We start from the raw sequence: 19980 nt of genomic DNA, 5'->3' as shown, positions 1-19980 counted from the left end.
CTCTGGAGGTTATTTTGAAGCAGCTCATTTTCGCCCCGATCGCATTTCTATGCCTTTCCGCGTCATCGCCAGCATCTGAGCCCCTGCCTGCTCAGATTAGCAAATGCGCAGGGATCGTGGTCGACGATGAGCGGCTGAAGTGCTTCGACGAGATTGCCACCTCGCAGACGGCCGCAGCGCCCGAAGCCGACGAAGCGCCAACCAGCGAAGCCAACGGTGATCCATCGTCAGTTTTCTACACGCCGGTGAAGCCGGAACCTCGTGACAACTGGTCAGTGTACCAGAAGAAAAACCCTCTGGATGACTCGAAGGTCGTCCAGCTGACGACCCTATCATCTGAGCCGATGCACGATCGCTTCCGGGCGCGCGATCGCGCCTCGCTCGTCTTTAGATGCGAGAGCAACACGACGAACGCTTACATCGTCTTTGGCGGCCTCTTCATGTCTTCGAACTCGGGGCACGGTCGAGTGAACTATCGCGTGGATGACCGCAAGCCGGCTCGCACCAACATGGGCGAGTCGAACGACAACACCGCGCTCGGGCTGTGGAGTGGCGGTCGAGCGATACCGTTCATCAAAGGCCTCATGGGCGCGTCTAAGCTCTACGTGGAAGCGACGCCATTCAGCGAGTCTCGCGTAAGCATGACCTTCGACATCTCGGGGCTCGACGAGGCAATCAAGCCGCTGCGCGAGGCGTGCCACTGGTAAGGGGCTTAGGACCAGATAGAGGGCTCAATGGACGACACTAAGAGTGAAAAATTGCCGGATTTGATTGCATGGCGCATTGTCTCCGTCACGGCGAAGCTGACTCAGGCAATTCAGGCGCTGAACACCGGAGACCATGACGGAGCTTCGAAAGCGATCGAGGAGGCGGTCGATCTGCAGATGGCAATGGTGAAGGAGTGGAATGGTGAGTAACGTTCACGACATATCTGACCAGCTCAACGAGATCAGGCGCTCCTTGCAAAATGGTGGCGGCGGTGGCACCTTTGACCCTATGGAAGAGCGCGTCAGACAGCTGGAATCGGATATGTCCTTCATCAAGGGCAAGCTCGATGACATGCCCACCAAAGACTGGATGAATACCCGCCTCCTGGCCTACGCTGGCGTTTCCGTCGCAGTGATCGGCATCATGATCAAATTCCTCTAAGGAAGCCCCAAGACGCCTACAGTAGCCCCGCCATCGAGCGGGGCTTTTTCATGTCCGCCAGCCAAGCGCTGGCAATGGCAGGATAGCAGGGTAGCGACTCTCCAGCGACAAATTTTGTCGCTATCCGCGACATTTCCTCTTGATCTTTGTGTCGCTATTTGCGACAACATCCTCACACCGCCGCCGAAGCCACCCCAGCAGATCGCGGCAAGATGGAGGATCACAGATGGACGACTTTCGCACCCGCCTCGCTCTAAAGGCTGTCGCAGTTCCGGACTTCATTTCTGACAAGGACGCCTACCAGCCGCACCCTGAGCTTGTGGCTATCTCGAATGCCATTCTGCGCGGTTTCGACCTGGAGCAGATCGCGGACCACGCGTGGCGCTTTCAGGAGCAGCACAAGGCAGAGCTCCCGGTTCACGTCGCGGCCCGGTTCCGCACGATCTACCGCAGGATCGGTCGCCATCTGCACTTCAACAGCTTCGCGGCCTGAGGAGGGTCACAGCAATGAGCATTCACCAGCTCCCGCCAAGCTACGACACATGGCGCCTGACCCCGCCTGACGACCTGCGCCGCAAGCCGCGCTTCGCCCCGAGCGATGTCACCAACCCGCTCTTCATCGACGCCGAGGACATCCAGCTCGACTGGAAAGGCACCTACGACGCCGACACCGGCGCTCTGCTGTCGATCGAGAGTAACGGGCGCCAGATCAGCCCCGAAAATGCGATCAAAGCGCTCGCCTTGATGGGCGAAGACAGCGGCACCTGGTTCGATGACCTCCGCGAAGACCTTCTCGCTGACCTCGTGCAGCAGGCCGCTCAGGACGCCGCCGACGACTACGGCGACTACCGATACGAGCAGCGCCGCGACGACGAATAACTGCCAGCTGCGCGCCTCTGTCCCTACCAGCGCGCGGCCACCTGCCCGGGCCTCAGCCAGCGAGGCTCCTCCCCCAGACCACTGGCGAGGCTCGGGCGCTTTCTTTCGGAGATATGAACCAATGGCAAAGACCGAAGACGAGATCGCCCGCGAAAAAGAGCAGGTGCAGAAGATGATCGGCGCGAAGGGCGCAATGGAGGCCGCTATCAAGCGCATTGAGCGCCTTGAGGCAGCTATCAGCCACGCCGAATGCATCCTCTCTGATATGCGCGGCAAGGTCGGTGAAGGCCTCTATGTGAAGACCTTCTATCACCCTCGAACCCGTGGGGATGGTGAGCAGACGATCAGCCTGCGCGAGCAGATTTCGTATGCGCAAGGCGTTCTGGAGGCCGTGAAATGAGCATCCACCCCACCGATCTGCGCGAAGACCGCTCCGGCCTCGGCCGCATGGCGCCGGCCTATGAGATCCGCAACGAGCCTCTGATGCAGCAGGACATTCGCGCCGAGCAGCGCCGCCAGCGTCGGCTTCTCTTCTGCCTCGCCGTTCTCGCAGTCGTTTCTTTCTCCGCCCTCGCGTGGGCTGACCCTATAGGGCGGCTCGCAGAGTGGCAGCACCAGCAGGAGCAAAGCCAGTGACCCACCAACCCACCCGCATCATCGACGCCAACGGACGCGACATCACGGCCCGCCTCGCTGCGGATGTGTGGGGCTTCCCGGTTGGCGGTCACATCGAACTGTCGCCCGAGGCTGCTCAGCGGCTGGAGCGTGACGCGAAGGAGGAAGTGAAGTGAACATCCTTAGCGCAAGCGATCTTCGGCAGTTGCTGGACTACGACGAGGCCACTGGTCTTCTGTTCTGGAAGCCCCGGCCAGCTTCGATGTTCTCGGATGAAAGGGGCGTTCGACAGCGCGCCTGCGATGGGTGGAATACGAAGTTCGCAGGGAAAGAGGCTTTGAACGGTGCGAAGGCGAGCCATGGCTACAAGTCTGGCGCAATTTACAACCGCCAATATCTCGCGCATCGCGTGATCTTCGTGATGGTCCATGGATATTGGCCGATCGGTGTCGACCACATCAACGGTGACAAGCGCGACAATCGCATCAGCAACCTGCGTGAAGCCGATCCGCAAGCGAATGCGATGAACTGCGGATCATGCAACGCAAAGCGCGGCCTGTTCATCGGCGTCCGAAAGCACGCTGCTGGACGCTGGAGGGCTGAAATCCGTCATCACGGAAAGTCCATCCACGTTGGCATGTACGACAGCGCGATATCTGCAGCTCGTGCCCGTGATGCTGCCGCGCTCAAGCTTCGTGGCGACTTCGCCCGTCTGAATTTCCCGCAGGAGGCAAGCCTATGACCATCAAAGTTTACGACGAGCTCGAGCAAGGCAGCGACGAATGGCTGCAAGCACGTTGCGGCCTGCTCACGGCCAGCGAGGTCAAGCTTATCATCACGCCGAAGCTGGCAGTAGCGAAGAACGAGAAGACACGGGCGCACCTGTATGAGCTTCTCGGGCAGCGCATCACGCGCTACGTCGAGCCGACTTACATCAGCGACGACATGCTGCGCGGCCAGATGGACGAGATTGAGGCGCGACAGCTCTACGACGAGCAGATCGAGAAGACGCACACCGTCGGCTTCATCACGAACGACAAGTGGGGTTTCACCATCGGCTATTCGCCTGACTGGCTCGTCGGAGAGGACGGCGCCGGGGAATGCAAGTCGCGCCGCCAGAAGTACCAGGTGCAGACGATCATCGAGCATGTCCATGACGGAGACAGCACGACGATCCCCACTGACTACCTGCTTCAGTGCCAGACCGGCCTTGCCGTATCTGAGCGCAAATGGATCGACTTCGTGAGCTACCACGGCGGCCTGCCTATGGTCGTGATCCGGCAGTACCCGGACCCGGTGATCCAAGACGCAATCATCAACGCAGCGGGTGAGTTCGAAGCTGAACTGGCTGGGAAGCTCGCAGATTTCCGTGACGCCTTCGGGCGCGACAACGCGCGCATGTTCGACACCGAACGGCGCATTGAACAGGAGATGTTCGTATGAGCGACATGACCTCTGTAATCCAGCCGAAGAGCGACCAGATCAACGCCGACGACCTGATCGGGCGCGAGATCACCATCAAAATCACAGACGTGAAGATCCGCGGCGGTGAAGAGCAGCCGGTTTCGATTGCCTTCGAAGGCAGCCCGAAGGTTTTCCGCCCGTGCAAGTCGATGTCGCGGGTGATGGTGCAAGCTTGGGGCCCTGACGCCAGCAAGTACGTCGGCCGCGCGATGCGCCTTTACCGCGACCCTGATGTGAAGTGGGGCGGCATGGCTGTCGGTGGAATCCGGATCCGCGCGATGAGCCACATCGAAAAGCCGATCTCGATGCCGCTCACTGCCTCCAAGGGCTCGCGCAAGCTTTTCACCGTGCAGCCGCTCAAGATCGATGAGCCGCGGCCCGAGGTTGATGTCGACGAGGCGCAGAAGGCAGCTCGGGCAGCCGCTCGCAAGGGAACTGATGATTTCCGCGAGTGGTGGACCTCTGATGCAGGTAAGCCCTGCCAGTCGGCAGCCAAGGCCATCATGGATGAGCTGAAAGAGATCAGCACGAAAGCCGACGCGGAAATGGATGACGACCCCTTCGGCCTGCCGCCGACCGATACCGAAAACACCCCCACCGAAGACGACCTGCGCCGCGCAGAGGAAGAAGCGCGCGCGGCTGGCGGGTTCGGCAGCCAGGAGAATGACTGATGAGCGAAGAAAAATGGAAGTGGTGGGTCGGCCATGACGATGAGCGCTTCCATACCGAGTGCGATACCCGCGAAGAGGCGGTCTACATCGCCTCCGAAGAGCAAGACGGCGGCCACATCGTCGAGGCCATGAAGCCAGCGAATATCAAGATCAGCCGATACTTCGACGGCCACATGTTCGCCGAGGAAGCGGAAGATCGCGCCTATGAAGACCACGGCGACCCAGAGGGTGACACCGAGGTTTTCCCGATCACACCGGAGCAGCGCAACGACCTTCAGGAGATGGTGAGGGCGGCAATGGATGCATGGCAGGAGAAGCACGGCCTGACCTTCACCGGCTTCCAGTTCGCCGCTTCTCGGAACCACGAATACGTCCCGGCAAAGCCAGAGATCGACGATCAAGAGGAGAACGACTGATGCCCAACGACGCCGCCTACAACGCAAACGCTGAGGAGCTTCGGCAATTTCTAGAGCAGATCGAAGCCGGTGAGGCCGAGAAGAAGGACGCCGCAGAGCAGATCAAGGACATCTACTCGGAGGCAAAGGCGAGAGGCTACGATTCCGCCGTGCTGCGCAAGATCGTCGCCCTGCGCAAGCGCGACAAGGATGATGTGGCCGAGGAAGAGGCGATCCTCGAGCTTTACAAGTCCGCGCTGGGGATGGGCTGATGGCGGATATCACGCAATGCGACGGCTACAAGAGCCTGCGCGCCGCGGTCGACAAAGACTATGCGAAGGACCGGTACTATCAGAAAGGCGGGCGCCCGTTCCACGATTACCAGGCAAAGTTTGACTGGACGGTCGAGAGGGCCAAGCACTACGGCGACGCGCTTGGCATGGATCCCGCCGACGTACTGAACGCGTGGGAAAAGGGCCGCGATTACTGGTACATGAACTACTACCAAGACGCGAACCAACCAAAGATCGATGCCGACCACGTCCGGGTGTTTGATACGGTCGCCCAACTGAAGGAGTCCATCGGAAGCCCTCGTTTCCGGTGCCCGGCATGCGGCGGCATTTCGAGCGATGCCTACACCTGCGACAGCGGAATCGAGCGCGAAGGTAAACCCTGCGACTGGAAGGCTTACGGGCTCTTTGGGGCGCTCGGCAAAGGCACCTTTGTCTACGTGAAAGAGAAGCTGGCCGTACAGAGCATATTCATGCCGGTGGCATGGGAAGACGACGCCGCTGCGCAGCCCGCATGAACCACGCCGCGCACCTGATCCGAACGGGGCAGCATGGCCCAGCAGTCGCTGATGACGCGGCGGTGGTGCGCGGGAAACGCATTCGGACCGCCAATCAGCGAAACCTGCGGCCTGCCCGGTCGAGATAAGGGCGAAAGGAGAAAATGTGATGGATGGAGCACTGAACATCGAGCCGACCGGGCTGCGCATTCTGATCGGATGCGAGACGAGCGGCGTCATGCGGCGCGCCTTCTCGGCGCTCGGGCATGAGGCTTGGTCCTGTGATCTGCTCCCGGCAGACGATGGGAGCAATCACCATATCCGCGGCGACGTGCGCGATCACCTGGACAATGGTTGGGATATGCTCATCGTCGCGCACCCTCCCTGTACCCGCCTGTGCAACAGCGGCGTGCGCTGGCTTCACGTTCCGCCGCCCGGTCGCACGGTCGAGGATATGTGGCGCGAGCTTGACGAAGGAGTCGACCTGTTCGCCGCTTGTTGGAACGCGCCGATCGATCGCGTCGCCGTCGAAAACCCGGTGATGCACAAGCACGCTCGCGCGAGGCTTCCTGCCGACATCCCACGCCCTCAGATCGTGCAGCCGTGGTGGTTCGGTGAGCCGTTCTTCAAGGCGACTGGCTTCTACCTCCGCGGATTGCCTGCGCTGGAAGCGACGAACCGGCTATCTCCGCCGAAGGCAGGGACGGAAGACCACAAGCGCTGGTCAGCGGTTCACCGCGCGCCGCCCGGGCCGGATCGCTGGAAATTCCGCAGCAGAACATTCGAGGGCGTGGCCGCAGCATGCGCCGAGCAGTGGACCGCCGCAGCAATGGAAGGAGGCCAAAGATGCGTAGCCTTCTAGCCGCTGGCATCATGGCGATCGCAGGTATGGGCCACAATCTTCCGCCCGTCACCGTGCAAATGCCCTACGCCGAACGGATGCAGATCGAGCACCGCATCAAGCGCGCCGAGAACAAGAAGCTGTGGCAGAAGATCCGCCGCAAGCGGAAGTGGTCGCAGCGTACCCGCTACCACAAACTTAGCTGGTCGCAGCGCAAGGGGCGGCTTTTCAAGGGGCATAGACCATGAGTGAGCTCAAACCACCGATGCGCATTCCTGGCCTGTCTCCGTTCGTCTGCACCTATTACCGTGACGGACGGCCATTCGGCATCACCCTCTACGGCGACACGGAGGAAAGCGTGATCGAGAACAACTGCGACGTGCTGGATGGCCTACGCGTGGACGGCGTGCTTGAGGGGACGATTGAATTGGGAGGCGAGTGATGGGTGAACCAAAGCAAGATACTAAGGCATGCAACCTTTCATCTATGAGCGAAGATAAGCGAGAGGCGCTCTTCCTGGAGCACGAGATCGGCGTGAAGCTCAGCAAGCTTTTCGAGGACTTCCTTCGCTCGATTTCGGCAGTGAACTCGGAGCCGTATGCCGACCAGATTGACTCAACGCTCTGGCAGGTGATCGGCGCGATCGCTCGCCTCAACGAGATTGATGATCACAATGAAAGGTCTCGCGATTTCATCCGCACCGCCATCGAAAGAGCCCGTTCGAACTTCGTGTGTGAGAACGATGGATCATGCCGCGATTCAGAGTTCGTGAGCAGCATAGACGAATTGATTTCGTCGAGCGCCAAGGTTCTCGCCGAAAGGATATCGGGGTCGAAGACCCAGCACAGCAAAGCGCTGCAGCGTGTGCTCGAGAGGCATTCTGATGCTAGCGATGCAAAGGAAAGGTTGCTCAATGCCTAACCAGCTCATCACCATCGACGCGGCGGCCGAAGAGCTTGGCATTCCAAAAGCCAGCCTGCGCACCGCTGCCGAGGAGCACGGCTTCATCGTGCGCATGGGGCGCGCTATCAGACTCGAACGCGACAGCCTTGCGGAGTTGATCAGGAAATGCCGAGACCAGCGAAAGGCCCGCGCCTCCACAAGTTCACCCACCGCCCGCACTGGTACATCCGCGATACCGGACAGCCAGACCGGTCAACGGGCTGCACGAGCCGCGCAGACGCTGAAAAAGCGCTCGCAGCCTACATCGCCACAAAAGGGCGGTCAGGTTACGCCGCTGAACCGGGGGCAATAACGCTTTCTGAGATCCTCGCGGTCTATGCGGAGGAGTACGCGGTAACGGTGGCCGACCCGGAGCGTATCGGTTACGCGATCGAGGCCCTTCTGCCGTTCTGGGGCGCGCTCAAGGCGTCTCACGTCAAGGGAGAGACCTGCCGGCGCTATGCAAAGACCCGCCGCACGACTCGCGGCTGCCCGGAGGGCGAGAGCAGACCGGTTGCCACCTCGACTGTGCGCCGAGAGCTTGGGACGCTGCAGGCAGCTCTGAATTACTGCCACCATGAGGGCATCATCACCACAGCGCCGGTCGTCACGCTACCGGAGGCGCCAGAGCCACGGGAGCGGTATCTGACGCGCCAGGAGGCTGCCAAGCTGCTCAGAGCCGCCCATCGAGGTCACAAGGCCTCGCACATCGCGCGCTTCATCCTGATCGGGCTTTACACCGGGACGCGAAAAGACGCGATCCTGCGGATGGGATTCAAGGCAAACACGATCGGCGGGTGGTTCGACCTTGATAACGGCATCATGTATCGCAAGGGCGAAGGCGAGCGATCCACGAATAAGCGCCGCACCCCTGCCCCGATCCCGCGCAAGCTTCTCGGCCACCTGCGCCGCTGGCACGCCTCCGGCTCTGTCTGGGCCGTAGAGTACCAGGGCGCTCGCGTCGGCGACATCAAGCGTGGCTTCGCCAACGCCGTGAAGACGGCCAAGCTGGAGAAGGTCACGCCTCACACACTCAAGCATACCGCGATCACCTGGGCGCTTCAGGGCGGCGCGGACAAGTGGCAGGTCTCTGGATACTTCGCCACCAGCGTCGAGACGATCGAGAAAGTCTACGGCCACCACGCACCGGACCACATGGAATCGGCGAAAAACGCCATGGACGGCGTGTCAAGAACCGGAAACCGTTACAAGTAACAGAAACTACCCGGCAAAATGGCCCTACGAAGCTTCGAAAATGTCAGTGATTGTTGGCGCACCCAGAAGGATTCGAACCTTCGGCCTCTGCCTTCGGAGGGCAGCGCTCTATCCAGCTGAGCTATGGGTGCCTGAAGCGGCGTATAAAGAAGGAGCGCGCGGCTCGCAACTGGGAAATCGGCTTACCGCGCGGCGAGCGCGTCGTCGAGCACGCCTGCCAGCACATCGCGCGGCACATCCGACGTCACGAAAGCCTCCCCGATGCCGCGCGCGAGAATGAAGCGCAGTTTGCCATCGAGCACTTTCTTGTCCTGCGCCATCAGGTCGATCAGCGCGTCGCGCCCCGGCAAATCGCCTTCGATATCGGCCAGATCGGTCTTCATCCCCATGTCGCGCAGATGCGCACGCACGCGGCTCGGGGCCTCTTGCGAACACAGGCCGAGGCGCTGGCTGAGCTCGAACGCCATGGCGCAGCCGATCGCCACGCCCTCGCCATGCAGGAGGCGGTCGGAATAGCCTGTCGCGGCCTCCAGCGCGTGGCAGAACGTGTGGCCAAGGTTGAGGAGTGCGCGATCGCCCTCCTCCGTCTCGTCGCGCGCCACGATCTCGGCCTTCATCTCGACCGAGCGTTTCACAGCATGCAGGCGCTTTTCCATGTCGCCTTGCCCCATCGCGGGGGCGTTGGCCTCGAGCCAGTCGAAGAAATCCGCATCGCCCAGAAGGCCGTATTTCACCACCTCGCCATAGCCCGCGAGGAAATCGCGCGGCTCGAGCGTGCCGAGCACGTCGAGATCGGCCAGCACCAGCGAGGGCTGATGGAAGGCGCCGATCAGGTTCTTGCCCTGCGGCGCGTTGATCCCGGTCTTGCCGCCCACGGAACTGTCGACCTGCGCAAGAAGCGAAGTCGGGATTTGCACGAAGCGCACGCCCCGGCGCAGCACGGCGGCCGCAAACCCCACCAGATCGCCGATCACGCCGCCGCCCAAAGCGATGACGATATCCTTGCGCTCGACCTTCTGCTCCAGCAGCCATTCGACGGTGCGGGTGAATTGCGGCCAGCTCTTCGTACCCTCGCCCGGCGGCAGGGTCAGCGAGACCATCTCGATATCGCCAAGACCGCGGCGCAGGGTTGCGAGATGCAGATCGGCCACCGTCTGATCGGCGACGACGGCCACGCGCGGACGGCGCAGCAACGGTGCGATCTCGGTGCCTGCGTTTTCCAAGAGCCCGGTGCCGATGCGCACCTCGTAGGAACGCTCGCCCAGCTCGACCGGCACGATCTCACGCATCTTTCACCTCTTCGATCAATCCATCCACCTCGCGCAGATGGCTCACCACCTTGCGCGCCATCCCCAGCACCGAGAGGCCCGGTTCGGCCTCCACCACGATTTGGGCCTTCTCGTAATGCGGAAGGCGCGCCGTGAGCAGGTCGCTCAGCGTCCGTTTCGGGTCGGCTGTGCGCAGCAGGGGCCGCGTGTTCTTGTGGCGCACGCGATTCCACAGGATCTCCAGATCCGCCTTCAGCCAGACCGACACGCCCAGCCGGTTGATCAACTCGCGGTTCTTTTCCGACAGGAAAGCCCCGCCTCCGGTGGAGATGACGCCGGGCGGCCCCATCAGCAGCCGCTCCAGCACTTCCGATTCGCGGGCGCGGAAGAACGGCTCGCCATCGCGGGCGAAAATTTCGGCCACGGTCATCTGGGCGGCGCGTTCGATTTCGTGGTCGCTGTCGAGAAACGGCGAATCGAGCATCTTGGACAGCGCGGTACCAACGGCGGTCTTTCCAGACCCCATCATGCCCACGAGCACGACGGAGCGCGTCAGATGGCCCACTTTCCCGGTTTCGCCTTCCACTGCGCCCCCTGCCTCGCCTCGCCTGCGGTATTCCTGCCCTGTCAATCCCGGCGGGGCGGACAAGGCTTGCCATCGGCGGAGCCTTGCACAATCGTGACGCAGGACCCCTTGAATGGCGTGAACTTCCCTGAAATGCCATATATGATCAACGCGAAACCGCAACCAAGAACGGCCCGCCCGCCGAGAGACACGATCTGGGACGGGCCGCGACAGACGGCAGAAAAGAGAGATTATGGGGCGCATCTTCAAGCTTATCGTCATCCTTCTGGTGCTTGGCGCGATCGGCGTGATCGGCTTTGCTTACTTGGGCGACATGAGCCCCGACAGCCAGGAACAGCGTATCGAGGTCACCCTGCCCGACGGCACGGGTGCCGCGGCGGGCGCGGGTAGTTCCGATGCGAGCACCAAGACGGGTACCGATGCCGGGACCGACGGAGATACTGCGAGTGGCAACTGATCGCCGTCCGGCGATCCTCGGCCTGATCTGGCTGAGCGGTTTCGCGCTTGGCGGTCTCGTGGCGGATCCGGCCGCCGCGCAATCGACGACGCCGGTGGATGCCTCCGCGACGACCGGCCGCCCGATGTCCGCAATCGACTGGCTTTCACATTCGCTGGCCACCACGCCGCGCGGCGGCCCGACCTCTTCGCAAGCTCCGGTCACCGGCGCGGGCGGGATCGAGGATATCGCGGTGCTCTCGCTCGATGCGCCCTCCGCCGACAGCCTAGGGCTTCTGACCTCGGATCGCACCGGATTGCCGCGCGATCTCTGGGGCAAGACGCCCGAGCCGGAACTGGCGCAGGCGCTGCGGGCAATGCCGCTCGATCAGCTGCCCGCGCTGCAGGGCTTGAGCCTGACGCTTCTGCTGGCGGAACTGAATCCGCCCCAGATCGAGACGCCGGCGCAACGCAACCAGCTCTTCCTCGCCCGGATCGACCGGCTGTTGGACATGGGTGCGCTGGAACAGGCGAATGCCCTTCTGGGACAGGCAGGCACGGCGAGCCCCGAGATTTTCCGCCGCAGCTTCGACGTGGCGCTGCTTCTCGGGCAGGAAAACCGCGCCTGCAAGATCATCGAGCGCACTCCCGGCATTGCACCATCCTACGCGGCGCGGGTGTTCTGTCTGGCGCGCAACGGGCAATGGGACACGGCCGAGCTGACCTATGGCACCGGCAGTGCGCTGGGGCAGATCCCGGCAGAGGACCAGTCGCTGCTGGAGCAATTCCTCGATCCGGCGCTGGCCGAGGAGGCCGGCGATGCGCCGCCGCCCGATCACGTCACGCCCTTGGCTTTCAAGATGATGGAGGCGATCGGTCAGCCGCTGCCTACTGCGACGCTGCCGCTGGCCTTCGCACAGGCGGATCTGACCGAGAATAACGGCTGGAAGTCGCAATTGGAGGCCGCCGAGCGGCTGGCCCGCGCGGGTGTGCTCGACCCGAACCAGTTGCTGGGGCTCTATACCGAGCGCAAGGCAGCCGCGTCTGGCGCGCTCTGGGATCGCGTGTCGGCGGTGAGCGCGCTGGATGATGCGTTGGAGAGCGGCAAAGCCGATGCGATCGCGACCGCCCTGCCCGCCGCCTATGATGCGATGGCCCCGGAAGACCTGGTCCCGGTGCTGGGCACCCTGTTCGGCGACCGGCTCGCGGGCATGGACCTGCCGGGCCGCGCCGGGCGCATCGCCTATGAGCTGAGCCTGCTCACCCCGAATTACGAAGAGAACGCCCTGAAATCGGCGCCGCAGTCACCGCGGGCCAAGCTGCTCAAGGCGCTCGCTGCGGGCGATACCGGAACCGCGCCTGCGACCGGGGCCCGCGATCAGGTGCTTAAATCCGTCTTCGATGCGTCCCCCGCTGCGCCGCCTGCTCGCTACGAGAGCTTGCTGCCCGACCAGCTGGGCCTCGCCCTGATCGAAGCGATCGGCGATGTAAGCGAGGGATCGAAAGGCGATTACCCGCGGCTTCGGGAGGGTCTGAGCCTACTACGGCTCGCCGGGCTGGAAACCGTCGCCCGGCGCGCCGCGATCGAGATGATCGTACTCGGAGACACCCCGTGACCGGCCCCGGTTCAGACGCGCCGCCCGATCCGCAATGGCTGCCGATCTTCCTCGACGCTCAGGCCGCCGAAGCGGGCGCAGCGCGCAACACGATCCTGAGTTACGGGCGTGATCTCAATGACTTCGCGGGGTTTCTTCAGGCAAAAGGGCTTAGCTACGCCAGCCTCACCCGCGCCGATATCGAGACCTACCTGATCCGCTGCGAGGCAGAGGGTCTGGCGAAATCGACCCGCGCGCGCAGACTCTCCGCGATCCGGCAGCTTTACCGCTTCGCCTATGAGGAAGGCTGGCGCGCGGACAATCCGGCGATCCGCATCTCCGGCCCCGGGCGCGCGCAGCGCCTGCCCAAGACGCTGAGCCTCGAGGAGGTGGAGGCTCTGCTGGAGGCTGCCCGCGATCAGGGCCGCTCGCAAAAGGACCAGATCCGCAATCGCTGCCTGATGGAACTGCTCTACGCGACCGGGATGCGGGTGTCCGAGCTGGTCTCCCTGCCCGTTTCCTCCGCGCGCGGCGACCCCCGGATGCTACTCGTGCGCGGCAAGGGCGACAAGGAGAGGATGGTGCCGCTCTCGCCCCCCGCTCGCGAGGCGCTTGCCGACTGGCTTAGCGCACGCGACGAGGCCGAGGAACAGGCGCGCATCGAACACCGCGCGCCGCCCTCGCGCTACCTTTTCCCGTCGGGCGGCAAGGAAGGTCACCTCACGCGACAGGGCTTTCACAAGCTCTTGAAGGATATCGCGGTCAAGGCCGGGGTGAGCCCCGCCAAGGTCACGCCCCACGTCTTGCGCCACGCCTTCGCTACCCATCTTCTGCAAGGCGGTGCCGATCTGCGGGCGATTCAGATGCTTCTGGGGCACGCGGACCTGTCGACCACGGAGATCTACACCCATGTGCTCGACGAACGGCTCAAGGAGCTGGTGCTGACCCATCACCCGCTGGCGAAACCGCGCGGCAAAAGTGACGGCACCGCTTGAATGCGTCCTGCCCGCGCCCCATAACCTGACACCATGGAAAACACTCTCGATTTTGCCTTCTGGCTCACCGCCGGTTCGATCATTCTGCTGCTGGCGCTCTCGGCCTTCTTCTCGGGCTCGGAAACCGCACTGACCGCGGCCAGCCGCGCGAAGCTGCGCGCGCAGGCCGACAAGGGCGAAAGTGGCGCGCAGACCGCGCTGGAGGTCACCGAGGATAGCGAGCGTCTGATCGGCGCGATCCTGCTGGGCAACAACGTGGTCAACATCCTCTCGGCCTCGCTGGCGACCGCGCTGCTTACGCGGGTCTTCGGGCAATCGGGCGTGGCGCTTGCGACGCTGGTGATGACGGTGCTGGTGCTGGTCTTCTCGGAAGTCCTGCCCAAGACCTACGCAATCACCCTGCCGGAGAAAGTCGCCTCGAAAGTCGCGGGCCCGATCCGCGTCGTGACCCTCGTCCTCGCCCCGATCGTCGCCATCGTGCGGATGATCGTGCGCGGCATCCTCTATGCATTCGGGATGCGGACCGACAAGAACACCCATATGTTCTCGATCCACGAGGAAATCGCGGGCGCGCTGGCGCTGGGGCAATCCGAGGGCACGGTGGACAAGGAAGATCGCGACCGCTTGCTGGGCGCGCTCGACCTTGGCAATCGCACGGTCGAAGAGATCATGCTCCACCGGAGCCAGATCGAGATGATCGACATCGAGGAAGACCCCGATGCGATCCTCACGGCGGTGCTGTCTTCACCTCATACCCGGCTGCCGCTCTATCGCGGCGAGCGCGAGAACGTGGTGGGCGTGATCCACTCGAAAGACCTGCTGCGCGCGGTCGAGAAAGTCGTGCGCGGGGGCGACGGGACGCTGGAGAGCGTGGCCGATCTCGACATCTCCAAAGTGATGATGAAGCCCTATTTCGTCCCCGAGACGACGCCCCTCGACGAACAGATGCAGGAGTTCCTGAAACGTCGCACCCATTTCGCGCTGGTGGTGGACGAATATGGCGATCTGCGCGGTCTGCTGACGCTGGAGGACATCCTCGAGGAAATCGTCGGCGAGATCACCGACGAGTTCGATCCCAAGTCCGAGAAACGCCTGAAACCGACCGAGAACGGCGATTACATCGTCGACGGCGCGATGACGATCCGCGACCTGAACCGCGAGACCGACTGGACGCTGCCCGATGACGAGGCCAACACCGTCGCCGGTCTGGTGATCCACGAGGCGCAGACCATCCCGACCGAGGGTCAGGTCTTTTCCTTCCACGGCTTCCGCTTCGAGGTCGCGGGCCGCAAGGACAACCGGATCACCCGGCTGAAGATCCGGCCACTGATCCCGGGAGGCTATCCGGAGAGCTGAGCGGCGATGTCGAAGAAGCAACACGCGCGATAAACAACCGTTGCGCAAGCTGCCCTCTTGCCAAGCGCGAAAACGCGTCCTAATGCCATCGGCATGACAGACCATCAGCGCCTCCTCATCATCGACTTCGGTTCTCAAGTCACGCAGCTGATTGCGCGGCGGCTTCGCGAGCTGAATGTTTATTGCGAAATCCATCCCTATCAGAACGTCACCGACGCCTTCCTGAAAAAGTTCGCCCCGAAAGCGATCATCTTCTCGGGCGGGCCGGATTCGGTCACGCGAGAGGGCTCTCCGCGGCCGCCGAAATCGGCCTATGAGCTTGGGGTGCCGATCCTCGGCATCTGCTACGGCCAGCAGGTGATGATGCAGGATCTGGGCGGCCTGGTGGAGGCCAAGCACGGCTCCGCCGAATTCGGGCGCGCCTATGTGACGCCGACCGAGACGCGGATCGATCTGCTCACCGGCTGGTTCATGGATGGCGCGGGCCGCGAGCAGGTCTGGATGAGCCATGGCGACCATGTCAGCCGCATCGCGCCGGGCTTCGAGGTCTATGGCACTTCCCCGGGCGCACCTTACGCGATTACCGCCGATCTGAGCCGTCGGTTCTATGCGGTGCAGTTCCACCCGGAGGTGCATCACACGCCCAACGGCAAGACGCTGTATGAGAACTTCGTGCGCGACGCGGGCTTCACCGGCGACTGGACGATGGATGCCTATCGCGACGAGGCGATCAAGCAGATCCGCGAGCAGGTCGGCGACAGCCATGTGATCTGCGGCCTGTCGGGCGGCGTCGACAGCTCGGTCACCGCGATCCTGCTCCACGAGGCGATCGGCGATCAGCTGACCTGCGTCTTCGTGGATCACGGGCTGCTGCGGCATAACGAGGCCGAAGAAGTGGTCACGATGTTCCGCGACCATTACAATATCAAGCTGATCCATGCCGACGAGAGCGAGCTGTTCCTCGGCGAGTTGGAAGGCGTCACCGACCCTGAAGTGAAGCGCAAGACGATCGGGCGCCTCTTCATCGACGTGTTTCAGAAATACGCGGGCGAGATCGAGAACGCGGAATTCCTCGCGCAGGGCACGCTCTATCCCGATGTCATTGAATCGGTGAGCTTCTCGGGCGGCCCTTCCGTCACGATCAAGTCGCACCACAACGTCGGCGGTCTGCCCGAGAAGATGGGCCTGAAACTGGTCGAGCCGCTGCGCGAGCTGTTCAAGGACGAGGTTCGCGCGCTCGGTCACGAGCTGGGTCTGCCGGCGTCGTTCATCGGTCGCCACCCCTTCCCCGGCCCCGGCCTCGCGATCCGCTGCCCCGGCGAGATCACCCGCGACAAGCTGGAAATCCTGCGCAAGGCCGACGCGGTCTATATCGACCAGATCCGCAAGCACGGGCTTTATGACGAGATCTGGCAGGCTTTCGTCGCGATCCTGCCGGTGCGCACCGTCGGCGTGATGGGCGACGGGCGGACCTATGATTACGCCTGCGCCCTACGCGCGGTGACGAGCGTTGATGGCATGACCGCGGATTACTACCCGTTCAGCCACGAATTCCTCGGAGAGACCGCGACGCGGATCATCAACGAGGTGAAAGGCATCAACCGGGTGACCTACGACATCACCTCGAAGCCCCCCGGCACGATCGAGTGGGAGTGAGCCGCGGCGGCCCCCTCTGGGGCCGCAAATTCCTTCCAGTGGAAGGAATTAAGCTGCGAACGCCCGAGGCCCCCGTCCGAGGGCTGATGCCCGCGTCCGAAAGGCGCGGGCCTTTTCTTTTTGGGGAGACAAAGATGGTCGTCAAACTAACCGGGCGCCTGATCTGCGCCGATGCTGCCGAGGTCGGGATCGTTCGTGCCCATCTGCCCGAGCACATCGCGCTCACCCGTGCCGAGCCGGGATGCGAGATGTTCGAAGTCAGGCAAGGAGCCGATCCGCTGGTCTTCACGGTCTCGGAACGCTTCACCGACCGGGACGCGTTCGAGGCGCATCAGGCGCGGGTGCAGGCTTCGGAATGGGGCCGCGCGACCCAGGGGATCGCGCGGGATTATCAGATCGAGGAAGACTGAGCCGTTACAGGAAAGCGTCGGGCACTTCTGCCTTCTTTCGTGCGACATAAGCCGCCAACGCCTCGGCGATGCTCGGATCCATGGCGGGCTGCTGATACTCGCTGAGCATCTTCTCGACCCGCTTCGTCGCGAGCGCCATCGTGTCGGGTGCGCCCTGCTCTTCCCAGGTCTCGAAGGGACGGTAATCGAGCAGCTGCGTGCGCCAGAACGCGTCCTTGAAATTGGCCTGCGTATGGGCGCAGCCGAGATAGTGACCGCCCGGGCCAACCTCGCGGATCGCGTCCATCGCCTGCCCGTTTTCCGAGGCGTCGACGCCCTGCGCCAGACGATGGAGGACGCCCAGTTGATCGGCATCCATCACGAATTTTTCATAGGACGACACCAACCCGCCTTCGAGCCAACCGCAGGCATGGAGCATGAAGTTCACGCCCGCATAGAGGCCGTTATTGAGCGTGTTGGCGCTCTCGTACGCGGCCTGCGCATCGGGCAGTTTCGAGCCGGTGAAGCCGCCAGCCGAGCGGTAAGGAAGGTTGAGACGGCGTGCGAGTTGGCCCGCACCAAGCGTGATCAGCGAGGCTTCCGGCGTGCCGAACGTGGGTGCGCCCGAGTTCATGTCGATCGAGGTCACGAACGCGCCGAAGATCACCGGCGCGCCGGGACGGATCAGCTGGGAATAGGCCACGCCCGCCAGCACCTCGGCCAGCACCTGCGTCAGCGTGCCCGCGACCGAGACCGGCGCCATCGCGCCGCCCACGATGAAGGGCGAGATGATGCAGGCCTGATTGTTGCGGGCGTAGATTTCCAGCGCGCCCATCATCGTGTTGTCGAAGGTCAACGGCGAGTTGATGTTGATGAGCGAGGTCATCACCGGGTTATTGTCGACGAACTCCTCGCCGAAGAGGATCTTCGACATCTCGACGCTGTCCTCGGCGCGCGAAGGTTCGGTAACAGAGCCCATATAGGGCTTGTCCGACAGCGTCATATGGGCGTGGAGCATGTCGAGGTGACGTTTGTTCACCGCCACATCGGTCGGCTCACAGACGGTGCCGCCGGAATGGTGGAGCCATTTCGACATGTATCCGAGCTTCACGAAGTTCCGGAAATCCGCGATCGTCGCGTAGCGGCGACCGCCTTGCGCGTCGCGCACGAAGGGAGGGCCATAGACCGGGGCCAGCACGAGGTTGCGGCCGCCGATCTCGACATTGCGCTCGGGGTTGCGGGCGTGCTGGGTGAATTGCGACGGCGCGGTCGCGCAGAGCTTGCGGGCCAGACCGCGCGGGATGCGCACGCGTTCGCCTTCGATCGAGGCGCCGGCCTCGCGCCAACGCTCCAGTGCTTCGGGGTTTTCGACGAAGTTCACGCCGATCTCTTCGAGCACGGTTTCCGCATTATGCTCGATGATCTCGAGGGCTTCCTCGTTCAGGATTTCCATGTCGGGAATATTGCGCGTGATGAAGCGCGAGAACTCCACCTTCACGGCCGTGCGCTCGGCCCGACGGGCCGCCCCGCCACCACCGCGCGCGCGACGCCCTACACGTTCACCCAAATCCGAATCGGCCATGATTGCCTCCGCCCGTTTATCTCACCTCAAACTAACGGGCAGAGGGATACGCGATGGCCTGTTTGCGTCCGTCAGCGGTAGAGAAGCGACTGACCGTCCGCGAAGAGGTGTACCTTGGACGGATCCGCGCCGAGCTTAATCTCGCTGTGGCGACGGTCGTGATGGATGCCGGGCAGTTTCGCGATGATCGGCTCATGACTGCCCTCCGCCTCGAAGTAAAGCAGCGTCACCTCGCCCAGAGCTTCGACGATATCGACCTTTCCGGTGTAGATCCCCTCGCCCTCGACGGGCTCGAAATCCTCGGGGCGCACGCCGATATTGACCCGGCGCGACAGGTCTTCCGGACGGGTCGCGATGGTGGATCGCGCGATGCCGCCACCATCGAGTTTCACCGTGGTCATCTCACCCGTCTCGGTGATCTCGCCCGACAGCAGGTTCATCGCAGGCGAGCCGATGAATTGTGCGACGAACTCGTTTTGCGGCTTCTCGTATAGCTCCAGCGGCGTGCCGACCTGCGCGATCCCCTTGTTGGCCAGAACCACGATCCGCGTCGCGAGCGTCATCGCCTCGACCTGATCGTGGGTGACGTAAATCATCGTGCGATCGGGCATCGCCTCTTTCAGCTGGGCGATCTCGATCCGGGTCGCGACGCGCAGCGCCGCATCGAGGTTCGAGAGCGGCTCGTCGAAGAGATACACCTTCGGGTCGCGCACGATGGCGCGCCCGATGGCTACGCGCTGCCGCTGACCACCCGAGAGCGCCTTCGGCAAACGGTCGAGATAATCGGTCAGTTGCAGCATCTTCGCGGCCTTCTCGACGGCGGCGTTGATCTCTTCCTTCGACTGTTTCGCGATCTTCAGGGCGAAGGCCATGTTGTCGCGCACCGTCATGTGCGGATAGAGCGCATAGGACTGGAAGACCATCGCGATGCCGCGGTTCGAGGGCGGCACGTCGTTCATCCGTACCCCGTCGATCTCGAGCGTCCCGCCCGTGATCTTCTCCAGCCCCGCGATCATCCGCAGAAGTGTCGATTTCCCGCAGCCCGAGGGGCCCACGAAGACGATCAGCTCTCCGGCCTTGATGTCGAGGTTGATGTCCTTGAGGACCGACACCTCGCCATAGCTTTTCGCGACGTTTTCCAGTTTGAGTTCGGCCATTGT

Annotated in this window: 30 protein-coding genes and 1 tRNA gene; 26 read left to right on the top strand and 5 right to left on the bottom strand. The window is 62.9% G+C overall.

Annotation, left to right across the window (positions count from 1 at the left end):
- The first annotated feature begins 14 nt into the window (after positions 1 to 14).
- The 20 genes from DEM26_RS18080 to DEM26_RS18000 all read left to right on the top strand — a co-directional run bounded on the left by DEM26_RS18080 (position 15) and on the right by DEM26_RS18000 (position 8958).
- Positions 15 to 707, top strand: a complete 693-nt coding sequence (locus DEM26_RS18080) for a type VI secretion system-associated protein TagO (RefSeq protein ID WP_158275158.1) — start codon at positions 15 to 17, stop codon at positions 705 to 707.
- A 27-nt stretch (positions 708 to 734) separates the two neighbouring features.
- Positions 735 to 917: a hypothetical protein gene (locus DEM26_RS18075; RefSeq protein WP_109173016.1), complete on the top strand. Its 183-nt coding sequence runs from the start codon at positions 735 to 737 to the stop codon at positions 915 to 917.
- Complete coding sequence (locus tag DEM26_RS18070) at positions 910 to 1149, top strand: hypothetical protein (RefSeq protein ID WP_146194484.1); 240 nt, start codon at positions 910 to 912, stop codon at positions 1147 to 1149. The genes DEM26_RS18075 and DEM26_RS18070 overlap by 8 nt, the downstream gene beginning before the upstream one ends.
- Positions 1150 to 1375: 226 nt before the next feature.
- Positions 1376 to 1642 (top strand): hypothetical protein, encoded by a 267-nt coding sequence (locus tag DEM26_RS18065; protein WP_109173014.1) that lies wholly within the window; start codon positions 1376 to 1378, stop codon positions 1640 to 1642.
- 14 nt (positions 1643 to 1656) lie between these two features.
- The gene (locus tag DEM26_RS18060; protein WP_109173013.1) at positions 1657 to 2028 is read left to right on the top strand and encodes a hypothetical protein; all 372 of its coding nucleotides are present in this window, start codon (positions 1657 to 1659) and stop codon (positions 2026 to 2028) included.
- Between the two features lie 121 nt (positions 2029 to 2149).
- Positions 2150 to 2428 (top strand): hypothetical protein, encoded by a 279-nt coding sequence (locus DEM26_RS18055; RefSeq protein WP_109173012.1) that lies wholly within the window; start codon positions 2150 to 2152, stop codon positions 2426 to 2428.
- Positions 2425 to 2664, top strand: coding sequence for a hypothetical protein (locus tag DEM26_RS18050; RefSeq protein WP_109173011.1), 240 nt, complete (start codon positions 2425 to 2427; stop codon positions 2662 to 2664). Before DEM26_RS18055 ends, DEM26_RS18050 begins: the two co-directional genes overlap by 4 nt.
- Positions 2661 to 2819, top strand: coding sequence for a hypothetical protein (locus DEM26_RS20445; RefSeq protein WP_158275157.1), 159 nt, complete (start codon positions 2661 to 2663; stop codon positions 2817 to 2819). The genes DEM26_RS18050 and DEM26_RS20445 overlap by 4 nt, the downstream gene beginning before the upstream one ends.
- Entirely contained in the window at positions 2816 to 3385 is a 570-nt protein-coding gene (locus tag DEM26_RS18045) for an HNH endonuclease (protein WP_109173010.1), read from the top strand. The genes DEM26_RS20445 and DEM26_RS18045 overlap by 4 nt, the downstream gene beginning before the upstream one ends.
- Positions 3382 to 4086, top strand: a complete 705-nt coding sequence (locus DEM26_RS18040) for a YqaJ viral recombinase family protein (protein WP_109173009.1) — start codon at positions 3382 to 3384, stop codon at positions 4084 to 4086. Before DEM26_RS18045 ends, DEM26_RS18040 begins: the two co-directional genes overlap by 4 nt.
- Positions 4083 to 4778: a hypothetical protein gene (locus tag DEM26_RS18035; protein ID WP_109173008.1), complete on the top strand. Its 696-nt coding sequence runs from the start codon at positions 4083 to 4085 to the stop codon at positions 4776 to 4778. The genes DEM26_RS18040 and DEM26_RS18035 overlap by 4 nt, the downstream gene beginning before the upstream one ends.
- Positions 4778 to 5194, top strand: a complete 417-nt coding sequence (locus DEM26_RS18030) for a hypothetical protein (protein ID WP_109173007.1) — start codon at positions 4778 to 4780, stop codon at positions 5192 to 5194. Before DEM26_RS18035 ends, DEM26_RS18030 begins: the two co-directional genes overlap by 1 nt.
- On the top strand, positions 5194 to 5445 hold the full coding sequence (locus DEM26_RS18025) for a DUF2312 domain-containing protein (protein ID WP_109173006.1): 252 nt from the start codon (positions 5194 to 5196) through the stop codon (positions 5443 to 5445). Before DEM26_RS18030 ends, DEM26_RS18025 begins: the two co-directional genes overlap by 1 nt.
- Positions 5445 to 5981: a hypothetical protein gene (locus DEM26_RS18020; protein ID WP_109173005.1), complete on the top strand. Its 537-nt coding sequence runs from the start codon at positions 5445 to 5447 to the stop codon at positions 5979 to 5981. The genes DEM26_RS18025 and DEM26_RS18020 overlap by 1 nt, the downstream gene beginning before the upstream one ends.
- Before the next feature lie 148 nt (positions 5982 to 6129).
- Positions 6130 to 6822, top strand: a complete 693-nt coding sequence (locus DEM26_RS18015) for a hypothetical protein (protein ID WP_109173004.1) — start codon at positions 6130 to 6132, stop codon at positions 6820 to 6822.
- Positions 6807 to 7049, top strand: a complete 243-nt coding sequence (locus tag DEM26_RS18010) for a hypothetical protein (protein ID WP_146194483.1) — start codon at positions 6807 to 6809, stop codon at positions 7047 to 7049. The genes DEM26_RS18015 and DEM26_RS18010 overlap by 16 nt, the downstream gene beginning before the upstream one ends.
- Positions 7046 to 7243, top strand: a complete 198-nt coding sequence (locus tag DEM26_RS20255) for a hypothetical protein (RefSeq protein WP_146194482.1) — start codon at positions 7046 to 7048, stop codon at positions 7241 to 7243. Before DEM26_RS18010 ends, DEM26_RS20255 begins: the two co-directional genes overlap by 4 nt.
- On the top strand, positions 7243 to 7722 hold the full coding sequence (locus DEM26_RS18005; protein WP_109173002.1) for a hypothetical protein: 480 nt from the start codon (positions 7243 to 7245) through the stop codon (positions 7720 to 7722). Before DEM26_RS20255 ends, DEM26_RS18005 begins: the two co-directional genes overlap by 1 nt.
- Positions 7715 to 8056 carry a helix-turn-helix domain-containing protein gene (locus DEM26_RS20735; protein ID WP_233243192.1) on the top strand — a complete coding sequence of 114 codons (342 nt, stop codon included), beginning with the start codon at positions 7715 to 7717 and terminating at the stop codon, positions 8054 to 8056. The genes DEM26_RS18005 and DEM26_RS20735 overlap by 8 nt, the downstream gene beginning before the upstream one ends.
- Before the next feature lie 47 nt (positions 8057 to 8103).
- Positions 8104 to 8958: a tyrosine-type recombinase/integrase gene (locus DEM26_RS18000; protein WP_233243190.1), complete on the top strand. Its 855-nt coding sequence runs from the start codon at positions 8104 to 8106 to the stop codon at positions 8956 to 8958.
- Positions 8959 to 9012: 54 nt separating this feature from the next.
- On the opposite strand, the gene DEM26_RS17995 is transcribed toward DEM26_RS18000, so the two are convergent.
- The 3 genes from DEM26_RS17995 to DEM26_RS20730 all read right to left on the bottom strand — a co-directional run bounded on the left by DEM26_RS17995 (position 9013) and on the right by DEM26_RS20730 (position 10755).
- Positions 9013 to 9089: transfer RNA gene (locus DEM26_RS17995), tRNA-Arg, on the bottom strand.
- 51 nt (positions 9090 to 9140) lie between these two features.
- Positions 9141 to 10247: a 3-dehydroquinate synthase gene (gene aroB / locus DEM26_RS17990; RefSeq protein ID WP_088726569.1), complete on the bottom strand. Its 1107-nt coding sequence runs from the start codon at positions 10245 to 10247 to the stop codon at positions 9141 to 9143.
- Positions 10240 to 10755, bottom strand: a complete 516-nt coding sequence (locus DEM26_RS20730) for a shikimate kinase (protein ID WP_233243200.1) — start codon at positions 10753 to 10755, stop codon at positions 10240 to 10242. Before DEM26_RS20730 ends, aroB begins: the two co-directional genes overlap by 8 nt.
- Positions 10756 to 11044: 289 nt before the next feature.
- Here DEM26_RS20730 and DEM26_RS20250 point away from each other — a divergent pair, with 289 nt between their 5' ends.
- The 6 genes from DEM26_RS20250 (at position 11045) to DEM26_RS17960 (ending at position 17259) form a co-directional block, all read left to right on the top strand.
- On the top strand, positions 11045 to 11269 hold the full coding sequence (locus DEM26_RS20250; RefSeq protein WP_075776469.1) for a hypothetical protein: 225 nt from the start codon (positions 11045 to 11047) through the stop codon (positions 11267 to 11269).
- Positions 11259 to 12863, top strand: a complete 1605-nt coding sequence (locus DEM26_RS17980) for a hypothetical protein (protein ID WP_109173000.1) — start codon at positions 11259 to 11261, stop codon at positions 12861 to 12863. The genes DEM26_RS20250 and DEM26_RS17980 overlap by 11 nt, the downstream gene beginning before the upstream one ends.
- Positions 12860 to 13837, top strand: a complete 978-nt coding sequence (locus DEM26_RS17975) for a site-specific tyrosine recombinase XerD (protein ID WP_088718642.1) — start codon at positions 12860 to 12862, stop codon at positions 13835 to 13837. Before DEM26_RS17980 ends, DEM26_RS17975 begins: the two co-directional genes overlap by 4 nt.
- Before the next feature lie 33 nt (positions 13838 to 13870).
- Positions 13871 to 15193: an HlyC/CorC family transporter gene (locus tag DEM26_RS17970; protein ID WP_075776471.1), complete on the top strand. Its 1323-nt coding sequence runs from the start codon at positions 13871 to 13873 to the stop codon at positions 15191 to 15193.
- Between the two features lie 93 nt (positions 15194 to 15286).
- Positions 15287 to 16849 carry a glutamine-hydrolyzing GMP synthase gene (gene guaA / locus DEM26_RS17965; protein WP_109172999.1) on the top strand — a complete coding sequence of 521 codons (1563 nt, stop codon included), beginning with the start codon at positions 15287 to 15289 and terminating at the stop codon, positions 16847 to 16849.
- 134 nt (positions 16850 to 16983) lie between these two features.
- Complete coding sequence (locus DEM26_RS17960; protein ID WP_109172998.1) at positions 16984 to 17259, top strand: putative quinol monooxygenase; 276 nt, start codon at positions 16984 to 16986, stop codon at positions 17257 to 17259.
- A 4-nt stretch (positions 17260 to 17263) separates the two neighbouring features.
- Here the strand turns inward: DEM26_RS17960 and DEM26_RS17955 are convergent, their stop codons facing one another.
- A complete protein-coding gene (locus DEM26_RS17955) occupies positions 17264 to 18820 on the bottom strand; it encodes a trimethylamine methyltransferase family protein (protein WP_075776474.1) in 1557 nt (518 codons plus the stop codon).
- Between the two features lie 71 nt (positions 18821 to 18891).
- Complete coding sequence (locus DEM26_RS17950; RefSeq protein WP_088722750.1) at positions 18892 to 19977, bottom strand: ABC transporter ATP-binding protein; 1086 nt, start codon at positions 19975 to 19977, stop codon at positions 18892 to 18894.
- Positions 19978 to 19980 lie beyond the last annotated feature (3 nt).

The organism is Thioclava sp. NG1 (genome assembly GCF_003122275.1).
Lineage (GTDB): Bacteria > Pseudomonadota > Alphaproteobacteria > Rhodobacterales > Rhodobacteraceae > Thioclava > Thioclava nitratireducens.
This window is presented reverse-complemented; position numbering and strand designations above follow the sequence as displayed.